Raw genomic sequence first — 14,321 nt, 5'->3', positions numbered from 1 at the left:
AGTTACAGCATAACTGCGCTTGCTGGCTGGGGGAAGATCCGTCAGGGATGAGCTCAATGCCAAGCGAGTCGACGATCCAACGGCCAAGCAGGGTCCCGGTAAATCCATCGACGTCGCCGCCACGCCAATTGAAACCGAGCTTCTCGGCTTTGTAGGCCTGTGACCTGATGCTCTTGCGCCGGGCGAGGTGTACCAGGGGTTCGGAACGTGCGGCGTCAGGGCAGTTCGAGAGCGCGACAAAGAGGCGGACCCATTCTTCGCTGGCGGCCAGCCAGGCGCTTGCTGACACTGCCACTTCGGCCGGCGCCAAGCCCGCTTCCGCCAGCTCTGCAAAGATGTCCAGGCGACCGGCCGCAACATCAAGGGCCTCGTCGAGCGACGGCGGAGACTCACGTTCCAGATCATGTTCGTCGGGGACTTCATGACTCGTTCTCACCTGTCTACTGCGGATCAGGTCCCGCAAGTAGCGCTGATAGTAGAGTCGCAAGGCTCCGACATGATCGCAGCGACTCAGCGAGTCCAGGCGAAAGACCTTGTCCTGGAAGAATTCCAGAATGTAGACCTCGCGATCTTCAGGCAGCCCAGCCAGTTCACGCGGCTTGTAGTTCATCAGGACGGCTACGGAGATCTCGTACAGTCGTGTCCAGCCGGCTTCATCAAGATCGCGTCGGCGGCTCCAGAGATCACGCAACTCCGCATCGAGTGGGTGGTTTGCGCTCATGAGTCAGTAGCAAGACTTCAGCCAGGTCAGCAGTTCGATACGTGCCGGCTGCGGCATAACCCCGATCTTGCCCTTGAGACGCTCACCACTCACCACTTTTACCGACTCCGGGCAAATTAATCAACACTCTCTTAAGCGCTTAGCGCCTGTCGCAGCGTTGCCCCATTGATGATGCGAGCCAGTTTGTCGGCGTACATCGGGTCAGTGGCGTAACCCGCCTGCTGCAAGGAACGTGCAAACTGCACGCCATCCTGCTGCCCAATGACCCCCGCAAAGCGGGGATTGCTGCTCAGAACTTTTGCATAGTCGCGAAAGGCCTCGGCATACGAACCATAGACGCGGAACCTGGCGCGTACCGATTGGGCTTCCCCTTTGACGAACTCGGTGGTCTGCACTTCGACTGTTGGCCCCGACCAGTTCCGTCCGGCCTTGATCCCGAACAGATTGAAGCTTGGCGAACCATCGGCGGCCTTGATCTCACGTTTGCCCCAGCCACTCTCGAGTGCCGACTGTGCGACAAGAAAATGCGCGGGCACGCCGGTCAGTGCGGCCGCCTCGACAGCCTGTGGCCAAACGCGATCGACAAAGGCTCGCGCATCGGGTGACGTGCCGGCCGTGCTCACCGCGCCGCTCTTCATCGCGGGGGACGCGGCAGTGCTGCGCTGGGCACCGGCCACGGACCGGATGGTCGCCGTACTCGCGTTGATCTGCGCAGACAGCGACTGTTGCAGCAGGTCGAGGGGCGAGGTTGCCGGGACCGCTGTGCTGGGAGTCATCTGCCTCGCCAATTGCTTTTCGATCATTGCGGCGAAACCGAGCGGTGCTTGCGAAGCGAGATCCTGCGCCATTTGCTGGTCGCCAATGGCCGTGAAAAAACGGCTCTGATCGCTATCCAGCAAACCGCCGGCGGCATTTGCATCGCGCATGCTTTTCAACATCAGGTGCAGCAGCATGCCTTCGAACTGTCGCGCGGCCTGCCGCACGCCGGCTTGCGGATCCGCCTTGAGTCTGGCGCGCAGATCGCCGCCCAGAGCCGGATCGATCGCCAGACGATTGACCCCGAGATTGGCGGAATTCATCCGTGCAAGGCTCCCCTTGGTGGTCTGCTCGACATATGGGTTCAGATGATTTCGAGGTCGGCGCGCAGCGCGCCCGCAGCTTTCATCGACTGCAGGATGGACAACAGATCCTGCGGGCCGGCGCCCAGCGCATTGATTGCCTTGACCACCTCGGCGAGACTGACGCCTGCCTTCAGCTGGATCAACGAACCACCTCCCTGTTTGATCTCGATCTCACTCTGCGTCGTGGTCACTGTCTGCCCGCCAGCCAGCGCGTTGGGCTGACTGACTTTCTGTTCGCTATTGATGATCACCGACAGATTACCATGTGCCACCGCGCAGGAATCGATGGTCACCTTCTGGTTCATGACCACCGAACCGGTCCGGGGGTTAATGATCACCCTGGCAACGGTTTGGGTCGGCCGCACTTCAAGGGCCTCGACTCGTCCCAGGAAAGCCACCCGGCTATTCGCTTCCTCGGGGGCGAGCACGCGAATCAGGCGGCCGTCCACCGCCTGCGCCGTACCCGGGCCAATCTCGCGGTTGATGACCTCGACCACCCGCTGGGTGGTGCCGAAGTCGGTCGTTGCCATTTCGTAATGAACGAATGGGCCCTGCCCGAGTGCCGTCGGCACCTCACGTTCGACGGTGGCGCCACCCACCACCCGCCCGGCAAGCAGATGATTGACCACCACCTTGCTGCCGGCTGCTGCGGCTCCCGCACCGGCCACCAGCAAATTGCCTTGTGCCTGTGCATAGATCTGACCGTCTGCCCCTTTCAGCGGCGTCATCAGCAACGTTCCGCCGCGCAGACTCTTGGCGTTGCCCATCGACGATACGGTGATGTCGATCTGCTGCCCGACCCTTGCAAAGGGAGGCAGATTGGCGGTCACCATCACTGCTGCGACGTTCTTGAGCTGCAGCGATTGCGTTGTCGGCAAGGTTGTCCCGAGTTGCGCCAGCATGTTGATGATGCTTTGCGTGGTAAAGGGGGTCTGTGTCGTCTGGTCACCACTCCCATCCAGTCCCACGACCAGACCATAGCCAATCAACTGATTGTTGCGCACGCCCTGTACCGATGCCAGATCCTTGATCCGCTCGGCTGCGACCGGAGCGCTCAACAAGCCCGCCAGGGCGACCAGAATGACTGTGCGCCACAGACCCCTGCCGACTTGCCTGTCCATGATCGGTGCCATCAGCGGTTTTCCTCAGAAAGGCATGAAGGTCAGGAAGAAGCGCGCCAGCCAGCCCATGACCTGAGCTTCACTGATCCCGCCGCTTTCCTTGTATTCGATGCGTGCATCCGCAATCTGCGACGATGCAATGGTGTTGGCAGCATTCACGAAATAAGGGTTGATGATCCCTGACAGGCGGATGTACTCCTGCCCATGACCAATCGCCACCTGCTTCTCGCCGGAGACAAGCAGGTTGCCGTTTGCCAGCACTTCGATGACCGTGACCGTGATGGTACCTGTAAACACATTGTTGGCGGCAGCCTCCCCCTTGCCGGCAGCAGTGTTGCTGCTACTGCCTTTGAGTTCAATCAGCGACTTGCCGGGCAGATTGACGTTTGGTCCTGACGAGGCGCTGATGCTGCCAGTCTTGGAAAGACTGCTGTTCGACTTGGTCGCGGCCGAAGTGTTCTCGGTAATCGTCACCGTGATCGTATCGCCGACATAACGAGCGCGCCGGTCTTCGAACAGGGTTCGCGATGTTCCGGCCTGGTAAATGCTGCCAGTCGCCGCGAGGCTGGCAGCGAGTGCGTCGGGCCGCTGCGCGGGGCGTGCGCTCATCGGTTGATGGACGTTGGTTGGCGGCACCGTCGTACATGCCCCCAGCAGCAGTCCGGTCAGCGCCAGCAGAGGTCTCGCCAAGAGCCATGCCTTACCCATCCTGTGCATCCTGCTACAACTGGGTCAGACGCGCCAGCATCGCGTCCGAAGTCGACACCACCTTGGAATTGAGTTCGTAGGCCCGTTGCGTCTGGATCATCATCACCAGTTCCTGCGCCACGTTCACATTTGACGCCTCGACGAAGTTCTGCAGAACGACCCCGGAACCATTGGTTCCTGGCGTATTCGGTGTCGGCGTACCACTCGATGCGGTCTCCAGGTAGAGATTTTCGCCGACGCTCTGCAAACCCCCGTTGTTGATGAAAGTTGCCACCTGAATGGTTCCGATCTGTACCGTTGCTGGCGAATTCGGCTGCGTGATGCTGACCACGCCATCGGTCCCGATGGTGATCGTCAAGGCATTCTGCGGAATCGTGATCGCGGGCTGCAAGGGATAGCCATTGGCCGTCACGATCTGCCCCTGATTGTCTTTCTGGAACGAACCATCGCGCGTATAGGCAGTCGTGCCATCGGGCAGCAGAACCTGAAAGAAGCCGGCACCGTCGATCGCCAGATCGAGGCTGTTGCCGGTTTGCTGGAGCGAACCCTGCGTGAAGATGCGACCCGTGGACACCGGGGTCGTTCCGAGACCGATCTGCAGACCATCAGGAATCTGGGTAGTCTGTGACGACTGGGCTCCCGGCTGACGAAGGGTCTGATAGAGGAGATCAGCGAAAATGCCACGTGCCTGCTTGAAACCGTTGGTGCTGACGTTTGCCAGGTTGTTGGCAATGATGTCGATTTGCACCTGTTGGGCATTGAGGCCGGTACTGGCGGTCCATAGCGAGCGGATCATCGGTATTCCTGTCAGGCATTGATCGTGAGAATCTGGGTAGCTGCACGCGCGTTGCTGTCCGCCGTCTGCAACATCTTGATCTGCATTTCGAACTGGCGCGCCAGACTGATCATCCGCACCATCGCGTCCACCGAGTTGACGTTGCTGCCCTCAAGCGCTTCCGGGACGAGCTTGACGTTCTCGTCGGCAAGCGCCTCGTCGCCGTTGCGGATGCGAAAGAGTCCGTCATCACCGCGCACCAGATCGTTCTCCGGCGGGTTGACCAGCTTGATGCGGCCGACTACGCTGGCGTTATTGATCGCTCCCGCACCGAGTCGCGGGATGCTCGATACCGTGCCATCCGGAGCAATCGTGATGTTGTTGTCCGGCGGCAGCGAGATCGGCCCGCCCTCGCCGAGCACGTTGAAGCCGGAGCTGGTCAGCAGCACGCCGTTGGCATCGGTTCTGAGATTGCCGGCACGCGTATACGCCTCGCGACCATCGGCCCCCTGCACGGCAATCCAGCCAGCGCCGTTGACCGCGACGTCGAGCGGTCGCCCGGTGACCGTCAACGGCCCCTGTTCAAAGACATTGGCCAGCGAAGCATCGACTGCGAATGCCCGCGTCGGCGCGCCCGCGCCAAGGACCTGTGCAGCGCGGAAACGGTGCTCCATGGCCCGGTAACCGACCGTGGCAACGTTGGCCAGATTCTGCGCAACGCCGGCCTGCTGCAGGAAAGCCTGTTTGGCGCCACTCATTGCGGTGTAGATCAGACGATCCATGGTTTTCGTCGCGTTCTTTCGCTGTTGAGCTTAATGTGAAAGTCGCGTCAGCAACTCATGAATCGCCCCTCCCCACTCGCGAGAGAGGGGCCGGGGAAGAGGGAAACGGTCATGACTTTCATGATCGAGGGTGCCTGAAAAAGTCATCGCCGTTAGCGCAGGTTCACCAGGGTCTGCATGACCTGATCCTGGGTCTTGATGGTTTGTGCATTGGCCTGATAGTTGCGCTGTGCTGAAATCATGTCGACCAACTCCTTGGTGAGGTCGACGTTCGAGTCTTCCACCGTCGCCGACTGGATCACGGCGCGTGTTCCTGTCCCCGGCGCGCCGAGCAGCGGCGGGCCTGAGGTCGAAGTCTCACTCCATTCATTGTTGCCCAGATTCAGCAGGCCATTGGGGTCGCTGAAATTGGCAAGCACGACCTGTCCAAGGTTGCGCGACTGACTGTTGCTGTAGCGACCCTGCAGGATTCCGTCTCTCGAGACGCCCACGCCCACCAGACTGCCCGCGGCATATCCTCCCTGTATCAGACGATCGACGGTCGAATCATTGCCGAACTGGGTAGTGTCGGTGTAATCGATACTTCCCGGCGACCAAGGCGTGGTGGCACCGTCCGTCAGATCCCATTCCGGCATCGGAATGGAGAACACGGGGTCTCCTGCAGCCGGTGCTGGCACCACGCTCGTCAGTACCCCCGTGGTATCGAATACCAGACTCCGACCCCCCGGAGCAGCGTCCGCAGACAGCACCCCATCAAGGGTCGCATAGATATCCCATGTCCCGGGAGTCGCAGTACGAACGTAGTACGTGCTCAGGTTGTGCATCACCCCGAGGGTGTCGAAAACATTCAGGGCGGTCGAGAAATTGTACGATTGCGTATTGGCAGGATCGAAGGTGGTCACCAACGGAATCGGATCAAGTGCGTCGAGATTGATTGCCGCGCTGATGTCTCCAGCCAACGGATCGCTGGTTGCCCGCGGCGGAATCTGGCTGGCAGACAACTGTATCTCGACCGGGTTGGTCGGGGAAATGTCACCATTCTCAGCAACCGGATAGCCGGTCAGACGGAGGTTCTTGTCGTTGATGACGTAACCTTCCTTGTCGAGGTGAAACTGGCCGTTGCGTGTATAGGTGATTGCCCCTTCATGACTCATGCGAAAATAGCCGGGACCATTGAGTGCCAGGTCCAGGGGATTGTTGGTGGTCGTCAGATTACCCTGGGTGAACTGTTGCTGGATTGCCGACACCGTGACCCCGATACCGATCTGCGAACCGGACCCGAGACCCAGTGAAGCCGCGTAGAGATCCGCGAAGTGCGCATCTGCCCTCTTGAAGCCAACGGTGGCGACGTTGGCAACGTTGTTGCCGATCACATTCAGCGACGCGGCCGCCGCATTCAGACCACTCAAACCCTGTTGAAAACTCATGGTTGACCCCTGCTCCTAGAAAATCTGCTGTACCTTGTTGAAATCCACTCTGCCCAGCCCGGCGAGTTCAAGCTGGAAGGCGCCCTTGTCTCTGACCAAAGCAGAAACCGTGCCCAACTGCATCGCTTCTGCGGCCACTGTTTCTCTGCCGCGCACGGCAGTGATCGTGAAACTGTAGTTGCCTGGCGGTGCGGTCGTTCCGGAATCGGTCTTGCCATCCCAGGTAAAGCCGAAGCTGCCGGCATCGCGCGCACCCAGATTCCGACTTTGCACCACCTTACCGGCGGCATCGAGGATGGTCAGCGTCACCTTGTCGGCGGGGCCCGCAAGATTGGCACCGCCACCAGCTCCGCCGTCGCCCAGAGCAAGCCGGGAACCAGGAACGAGAACGCGCTTGCCAATCAGAGCCGCTGCCTGCATCGACTGGCTGTCGTTGAAGTTGCTCAACAGGGTCTGCATCGTCGCGTTCAGATTTTCGATACCGGTCACCGTGCTGATCTGCGAGATCTGCGTGGTCACCGCAGCGTTGTCGAGCGGGTTGAGCGGGTCCTGATTCTTCAGTTGAGTCACCAGCAGCTTGAGAAAGCGGTTCTGGACATCCTCGCTGCTTGAACCCGTATCGGTCACGCCGCCCTTTGCCTGGGCATTGATCGCCGCAAAAATGTCGCTGCTTGAATTGACTGCTGATTGCACGGTGTTCATGAGTTTCTCCGGTATCTCCCATTCGATGGCTACTGACCAAGCGTCAGTGTCTTGAGCAGCAACTGCTTGGTGGTGTTCATCACCTCGACGTTGTTCTGGTAGGCGCGCGACGCCGAAATCATGTTGGTCATTTCTTCAACCACATTCACATTGGGCATCGCGACGTAGCCTTTTTCGTCAGCGGCAGGATTGCGTGGGTCATAAACCATACGCCCCGGACTGTTGTCCTCAACCACCTGTGTAACCCGAACCCCTTGTGCCGCAGGGTTGCCCATCGGTGTTGCGGCAAACACCACCTGTTTGGCCCGATAAGGCTTGCCGTCCGAACCAATCACGCTATCCACATTCGCCAGGTTGCTGGCGACCGCGTTCAGGCGTATCGCCTGTGCGGTCACTGCACTGCCGGCCACAGCAAAGGTATTGAACAGGCTCATGGCAATTAATGTGAAAGTCGCGTCCCGCAAGCATGCGAAGGTCCGGGAGAGAGGGAAACGAATGCGTTCATGATCGAAGGTGTCTACAACAGCCGTGACCGTTAGGGCTGCAGAGCCGCGAGCAGGGTCTTGACCTTGCCACTGAGAAAACTCATGCCGGCCTCGTAGTAAATGGTGTTTTCAGCAAATTGCGCTCGCTCGACATCCATATCAACCGTATTCCCATCGGCACTCGCCTGGCTGGTCTGGCGATACATCAGGCGCACCGGGCCAGAGTCCGCACTGCCCTGAAGATGACGTTCAGAGGTCGTGGCCAGATTGAGATTGCCTTCGCCGTGGCCAGCCAGCGCGTTCTTCAGCGCTGCAGCAAAATCAAAGTCCCTGGCCTGGTAATGCGGTGTATCGGCGTTGGCGATATTCCCCGCCAGCACCTGCTGCCGATGGACACGCAGCGTTAGCGCCTGGTGCCCCGCGAAAAGCGTGCTGTCAAGCTTGCTAGCCAAAATGGTCTCCTCTGAAGGTTGACGAGCAGAGTTCAAGCAATAATGATGCCAATCCTGCGATCCGGGCGCAGGCAATGGCTTCGACTTCGGACTGCACCTTTGCGGTACCGGTGTTTGCCGGCTTTCCGGCAAATATTGCCGCTGACCACAAATTGCTCCTATCTTCCAAGGAAGCAGGCATGGACTTTCTGGATTCGCTGAGGCAGGCCGCTCGCGATGGCAGTAGCAGTAGGGCGGCGAACGACATGACGAGGTCTCCCCGGTTGCAAGGGTTTGCGGGAATCCAGCCTCGGTTCTCCTTGCCAATGAACTCGCTTAGGCCATCGTTTGTCCAATCGCCGTGAACAACAACAGGGAGATTACTCATGCCATTTCGACCCCGCTTTCTCGTTAGCGCTTGTCTTGCTGTCGGCGTACTTGCCACCGCTTGCAGCAGCACGGAGGAAAAGCCAACCGTGGCAGCGCCCGGACCCGCGTCGCAGGTGGTTGCCCTTCCCTATGAACAGGCGGTGCGCAAGGCTGCGCAGGACTTGCTGGCCAACGCCAATCTGGCCAAGGATCAGAAATACAGCATGGTGGTTGATCCACTGGTAGACGGTAACAGCGGCATGCAGACCGAGGCGACGGTGGCAATGGAACAGTCGGTCGTTCAATTGGTGAAGGAAAACTATCAGCAGGTCGACGTCAAACCCTTCAACAACGAAACCGTCGCCACGCTTCCCTTGCTGATGATCGGCACATTCACACCCATCAACCTGCAGGGCAAGTCTGACGGCGAGCGCGATGCCTACCGCATCTGCTTCGCGCTTGCCGATCTGAAGACCGGCAAGATCATCAGCAAGGGTCTGGCACGCTCGCTGCCCGAAGGATTCGATCCGACGCCCTTGCCTTTCTTCCGCGAGATGCCGGTCTGGGCCAAGGATACGGCTGTCGACGGATACGTAAAGACCTGCCAGGGAACGAAAGCCGGCGACCCGATCAATCCCGCCTACATCGACGCCGTGCTGGCCGCATCGACGATCAGCGAAGCAACCAAGGCCTATCAGGCAAAGAAATACAAGGACTCGCTGGCCCTCTACCAGTCGGTCCTGACGAATCCGGCCGGCAACCAGGCGCGCGTTTATGCCGGGATTTACCTCGACAATCAGAAACTGGGGCGTACGAAGCCTGCCATGCAGGCCTTCGGGCAGTTGGTTCAAATGGGCCTGGCAAGCGACCGGCTCGCCGTGCGTTTCGATTTCAAGCCTGGAGCAACCGCCTTCAGCCAGGAACAGCAGCCCTATTCGCTGTGGTTGTCGGAGATCGCCAAACAGTCGCTGCGACAGTCGTCCTGCATCGAGGTCGCCGGACACACCCGGCGGGGCACCTCGGAGCAGATGGACGAACGCCTTTCACTGCAGCGCGCCGAGTTCGTCCGGCAGAAGCTGGTGGCGGCCAACCCGGCCCTGGCGAAGCGGTCGATGGCCAAGGGGTATGGTTCGCAGCGCGCAATCGTCGGTACCGGCAAAGGCAACGAATCGGATGCTCTTGATCAGCGCATCGAGTTCAAGAAAGTTTCCTGCTAACGGTCATGAAAGTCATGACCGTTTCCCTCTCCCCCAACCCCTCCCCCGCGAGGGGGGGGGAGGGGAGGTTCGTGAGTCGCATACGCGACTTTCACATTAACCCATCACCGATTCCGACCACCGTGCTCGGCATCAGGGCAACTCTTCGACAATTCACCTGGGCACTCTTCTGCGCACTGCTGGGCGGATTTCCGCCAGCCGCCGGGGCGACCGCACAGGTCATGGGGACGATGCCCAGCCTGCGCATTGAAACCGGGACCCATGTCGCCCCGATTCGCGCGGCAAGCATGGATCGTGATGGCCGCTATGCCGTCACGGCATCCGAGGACAAAACCGCGCGCGTTTGGGACGCTGCCAGTGGTTCGCCACTGTCGGTTTTCAGACCACCGTCCGGACCCGGCAACGATGGTAAGCTGTATGCGGTGGCGATGGCCCCGGACGGTGCAGTTTTTGCCACAGCCGGCTGGTCCGCAAGCAATGACGTTTACCTGGTCCGCCGCAGCGATGGCCAGATCATCCACCGCATCACCGGACTGCCTGATGTCGTCACGCATCTGTCTTTCTCTCGCGACGGCCGAATGCTCGTCGCCGGTCTGTGGGGCAGACAGGGAGTACGCGTCTTCCAGGGCACCGAGTCCTGGAGCAGCGCGCGCGAACTGCAGGGTGACCCGGACTTCTCGGATGAGGTGAATGCGAGTGTCTGGTCACCTGATGACAAGACAGTCGTGGTCAGTAGTGCCGATGGCTTCGTCCGCGCTTACGAAGCGACACCGAAAGGCCTCAGGCTGCTTTCGCGCAGCACACCCGGAACGGGCGTGCCTTTTGGCCTGGCTTTTTCACCCGATGGGCAGACCGTGGCCGTCGGCACTTCGGACCAGGGAAGCGTCGCCCTGCTCGACGCGAAGACCCTGAAAATGCGCAAGGTGCTGTCGCCTGCCAAGGGCAGTCTCGCGCGCAGCCTCAGCGTTGTCGCCTGGTCGACGGATGGCAAACGCGTTTACGCGGCCGGCAGTTGGGTCAACGACAAGGGACGGTTTGCGATTCTGGTCTGGCCTGATGCTGGCCAGAGCGAACCCTCCGTCATTCCGGTGGCGCGTAACACGATCACTGCGCTGCACGCCACCCCTGATGGCAGTTTACTGTACGCGACCGCCGATCCCGCGTGGGGGATGCTTGCCGCCAACGGACAATCGCAGTTCACCATCGGCAGCAGCTTGCTGGACTTTCGCAACCAGCGCAGCCGCTTTCGCCTGGCTGCGGATGGCAGTGCGCTCGCCTTTCAGGACGCACGGCCCGGTGACACCGGAGATGCCTTCGACACCCGTCAACTGGCCTGGGCAAAAGCCGCCAGGGATTGGCAGGCACCGCGGACCTCAGCCGGCAAGACCATGGTCGACAACTGGTTTGAGCGGCAACAACCGTCCATCAATGGCAAAGGCCTCGGCCTGGACGCCAACGAGTGGTCGCTGGCAGCGAGCGTCTCTCGTGACGGCAACCGCATTGCCATCGCCACCAACTTCCAAATCCGCCTCTACGACCGCAACGGCCGCGCCTTGTGGAAGACTGCTGCGCCCGCGACACCGTGGCAGGTGAACACCAGTGATGACGGCCGCTGGGTGGTCGCCGCGTTCAGCGATGGCACGTTACGCTGGTACCGGCAACACGACGGCAATGAGCAACTCGTCTTCTTCCCACAAGCTGACGGACGCCGTTGGGTCATGTGGACCCCGGGAGGCTATTTCGCTGCCAGCCCGGGCGGTGAGAATCTGGTCGGCTGGCAGGTCGATCGCGGTTCGGCACAGGCCGCGGATTTTTATCCGGTATCGCGCTTTCGTACCGAGTACTATCGGCCCGAACTGATCAGCGAAGTCATCAGCAAGGGCAGTACGGACGCTGCGCTGGCGGCGCTCCCGGCCAGCGCAGCGGCCCCGCCCGGCGGCCAGGCAATCCGCGAACGGCTGCCGCCGACCGTGCGTATCGTTTCACCTGACGCAAGCAACTGGCCCGCCGGTAGCGACATCAAGCTCCAGGTCGCCATTCGCGCACCGGCCGATGCCCCGCCAACCAAACTTCGCGCGCGGATTAACGGCCAGCCCGTTGCCCTGCCGGCGCTGTCTGCCCTGCGCAGTTCGCGCGCTGATGCCAACGAGAGCATCTATGAAGTGCCGCTTTCCCTGTCGGGACTCGAAGCCCAGATCCTGCTGTTCGCCGAGAACAAGCATGGCGTCTCGCCCGAAGCGACCTTGACGCTCAAGAAACCCCCAGTGACTGCCAAGGAAGCCGCCGCTGCGGCGAATGGTATGGGTATGCCCGCTCCTGCATCCGCGCCGGCCACCGGCGGAGTGGACCTGCGACCCGCACTGTACGTCCTCGCGATCGGCATCAGCAAATACCAGGATCCTTCGATTCAGCTCGAGTTCGCTGCCAAGGACTCGACCGATTTGTCAAATTTCTTCAGGGCCCAGGAAGGCGGTCTGTACCGTAAGGTCTCGGTTCGTCTGCTCACCGACCATGCCGCCAAACGGGACGATGTCCTCGACGGACTGGAGTGGATTCGCCGGGAACTGACTGCGCGGGACGTGGGAATGGTCTTCATTGCCGGGCATGGCGTCAATGATGCTGACGGCACCTATTACTTCCTGCCACAGGATGTCAACGTCAAGGCCCTGAAACGCACCGGCGTGATCTTCAGCGAGATTCGCAACACGCTTGTTTCCTTGCCCGGCAAGGCGATGTTCTTCATCGACACCTGCCATGCGGGCAATGTTCTCGGCACGGGCGCGCGCTCGCTTCGCCTCGACACCACCGCCGTCATCAATGAGTTGTCGAGTGCCGATAACGGGGTCATCGTGTTTGCTGCGGCAACCGGACGCCAATATGCCCAGGAATCACCCGACTGGGGCAACGGTGCTTTCACCAAGGCCATCCTCGAGGGATTGCGCGGGAAAGCCGATTACAACAAGTCCGGCCGCATCACGCACAAGATGCTCGACCTCTACGTCTCGGAACGTGTCAAGTCTCTGACCGAGGGCGCGCAGTCGCCGGTGACCATCGTCCCCAGCGGCGTACCCGACTTTCCTCTCGTCCTCGGCCAGCGTTAATGTGAAAGTCGTGTCAGCGACTCACGAATAGACTGCGAGCTGCCGTCCCTGGGCAAGGCACCCCATGGCAAAACCTGTTCATCTTGTGCAATCCGCGGGTACACAAGGCGTTCGCCGCACATGCCTGATCACTTCGGCTTTGCCGAAAAGGCAAACTGCGGCAGAATGCGAGGATTGTCTTCGCCGTATTGACTACAGGGAACTCGATGTCGGAACCAGAAGAGTACGAACGGACTTGGGTCGTACGCCAACCCGCGGCCCCCTCGTCTCCGGCGGCTGCAGCTTCGGCTGCCGCCGAAGCTAGCGTCAGCAGCAATGCGCTACCGTTGGGCACGCACATCGGGGAATTCGAACTCATCAACCTGGTCGGCATTGGCGGTTTCGGAATCGTATACCTCGCCCACGATCTCTCGCTCGGGCGCTACGTCGCTCTGAAGGAGTACATGCCATCCTCGCTGGCAGAGAGAGTCGAGGGTCTGACCGTCGCCGTCAAATCAGCGCGCCTGGCCGAGACTTTTGCCATTGGTCTGCGCAGTTTCGTCAATGAAGCACGGATGCTTGCCCAGTTCGATCATCGCTCGCTGGTGAAGGTATATCGCTTCTGGGAGGCGAACGGCACGGCCTACATGGTGATGCCGTTCTACGAGGGCATTACCCTCAGGCAGGCCCTGCAGAAAATGCCTGAGCCGCCTTCAGAGGAATGGCTGAGGGGCTTGATCGACCCCCTGCTCGACGCGCTGGAGGTCATTCACCAGGAAAACTGCTTTCACCGCGACATTGCGCCAGACAACATTCTGTTGCTCGCCGACGGACGCCCACTATTGCTCGATTTTGGTGCGGCTCGGCGGGTCATCGGCGACAGGACGCAGGCACTGACGGTCATTCTCAAGCCAGGTTATGCACCTCTGGAGCAGTATGCGGAAGACCCCCATGTCAAACAGGGCGCATGGACCGACCTCTATGCCCTGGCAGCCGTGGTCTATAACGCAATCACCCGCAGGCCACCCATGGCATCGGTTGCCCGGTCAATCAACGACACCATGGTCCCGCTCACGCAGGCTGCAGCTGGACGCTACAGCAAGACCTTCCTGCAGGCCATGGATCGGGCGCTGGCGGTCAGACCTGAAGATCGTCCGCATAGCGTCGCCGAGTTTCGTGCCCTGCTGGCAGGGACGGAGATGCCGGGCACGCCGGAGGTGACCGCGCTGCCTGTGACCGAGCAACAGGCTGCAACGACCACGGTCAGCCAGGCGCCGGTGGAAAAGAAACGGAGCAAGGCCATGTTATTGGCTGGGGTTGGCGGCACACTTGTGGCGGTTGCTGCGGGTGGGGCGTATTACGCACTCCGGCCGCCACCCACT

The 14,321-nt window shown here is 60.6% G+C and carries 13 protein-coding genes; 3 read left to right on the top strand and 10 right to left on the bottom strand.

What is annotated here, in order from left to right; all coding sequences use genetic code 11:
- The 10 genes from CAPSK01_RS13225 to flgB all read right to left on the bottom strand — a co-directional run.
- On the bottom strand, positions 1-721 hold a 721-nt coding region (locus tag CAPSK01_RS13225; protein WP_273703657.1), incomplete at its 3' end, for a hypothetical protein.
- 131 nt (positions 722-852) lie between these two features.
- Positions 853-1,800, bottom strand: coding sequence for a flagellar assembly peptidoglycan hydrolase FlgJ (gene flgJ / locus CAPSK01_RS13220; protein WP_034927385.1), 948 nt, complete (start codon positions 1,798-1,800; stop codon positions 853-855).
- Positions 1,801-1,841: 41 nt separating this feature from the next.
- Positions 1,842-2,975 (bottom strand): flagellar basal body P-ring protein FlgI, encoded by a 1,134-nt coding sequence (locus CAPSK01_RS13215; RefSeq protein ID WP_273703656.1) that lies wholly within the window; start codon positions 2,973-2,975, stop codon positions 1,842-1,844.
- Positions 2,976-2,987: 12 nt separating this feature from the next.
- The gene (locus tag CAPSK01_RS13210) at positions 2,988-3,653 is read right to left on the bottom strand and encodes a flagellar basal body L-ring protein FlgH (RefSeq protein WP_273703655.1); all 666 of its coding nucleotides are present in this window, start codon (positions 3,651-3,653) and stop codon (positions 2,988-2,990) included.
- A 31-nt stretch (positions 3,654-3,684) separates the two neighbouring features.
- Entirely contained in the window at positions 3,685-4,467 is a 783-nt protein-coding gene (flgG, locus tag CAPSK01_RS13205) for a flagellar basal-body rod protein FlgG (protein ID WP_034927379.1), read from the bottom strand.
- A gap of 11 nt (positions 4,468-4,478) precedes the next feature.
- On the bottom strand, positions 4,479-5,228 hold the full coding sequence (gene flgF, locus CAPSK01_RS13200) for a flagellar basal-body rod protein FlgF (protein ID WP_034927375.1): 750 nt from the start codon (positions 5,226-5,228) through the stop codon (positions 4,479-4,481).
- A 152-nt stretch (positions 5,229-5,380) separates the two neighbouring features.
- Entirely contained in the window at positions 5,381-6,655 is a 1,275-nt protein-coding gene (gene flgE, locus CAPSK01_RS13195) for a flagellar hook protein FlgE (protein ID WP_034927372.1), read from the bottom strand.
- Positions 6,656-6,670: 15 nt separating this feature from the next.
- A complete protein-coding gene (locus CAPSK01_RS13190; RefSeq protein ID WP_034927369.1) occupies positions 6,671-7,357 on the bottom strand; it encodes a flagellar hook assembly protein FlgD in 687 nt (228 codons plus the stop codon).
- A gap of 29 nt (positions 7,358-7,386) precedes the next feature.
- Positions 7,387-7,791 (bottom strand): flagellar basal body rod protein FlgC, encoded by a 405-nt coding sequence (flgC, locus tag CAPSK01_RS13185; RefSeq protein ID WP_034927364.1) that lies wholly within the window; start codon positions 7,789-7,791, stop codon positions 7,387-7,389.
- 101 nt (positions 7,792-7,892) lie between these two features.
- Entirely contained in the window at positions 7,893-8,294 is a 402-nt protein-coding gene (gene flgB / locus CAPSK01_RS13180; RefSeq protein WP_034927362.1) for a flagellar basal body rod protein FlgB, read from the bottom strand.
- Positions 8,295-8,659: 365 nt separating this feature from the next.
- On the opposite strand from flgB, the gene CAPSK01_RS13175 reads away from it, so the two are divergent.
- From CAPSK01_RS13175 to CAPSK01_RS13165, 3 genes are all read left to right on the top strand, one after another.
- On the top strand, positions 8,660-9,859 hold the full coding sequence (locus CAPSK01_RS13175) for an OmpA family protein (protein ID WP_034927360.1): 1,200 nt from the start codon (positions 8,660-8,662) through the stop codon (positions 9,857-9,859).
- A gap of 71 nt (positions 9,860-9,930) precedes the next feature.
- The gene (locus CAPSK01_RS13170) at positions 9,931-12,960 is read left to right on the top strand and encodes a caspase family protein (protein WP_273703654.1); all 3,030 of its coding nucleotides are present in this window, start codon (positions 9,931-9,933) and stop codon (positions 12,958-12,960) included.
- Positions 12,961-13,166: 206 nt separating this feature from the next.
- On the top strand, positions 13,167-14,321 hold a 1,155-nt coding region (locus CAPSK01_RS13165; RefSeq protein ID WP_273703653.1), incomplete at its 3' end, for a serine/threonine-protein kinase.

The sequence above is a fragment of the Candidatus Accumulibacter vicinus genome (genome assembly GCF_000584955.1).
Lineage (GTDB): Bacteria > Pseudomonadota > Gammaproteobacteria > Burkholderiales > Rhodocyclaceae > Accumulibacter > Accumulibacter vicinus.
This window is presented reverse-complemented; position numbering and strand designations above follow the sequence as displayed.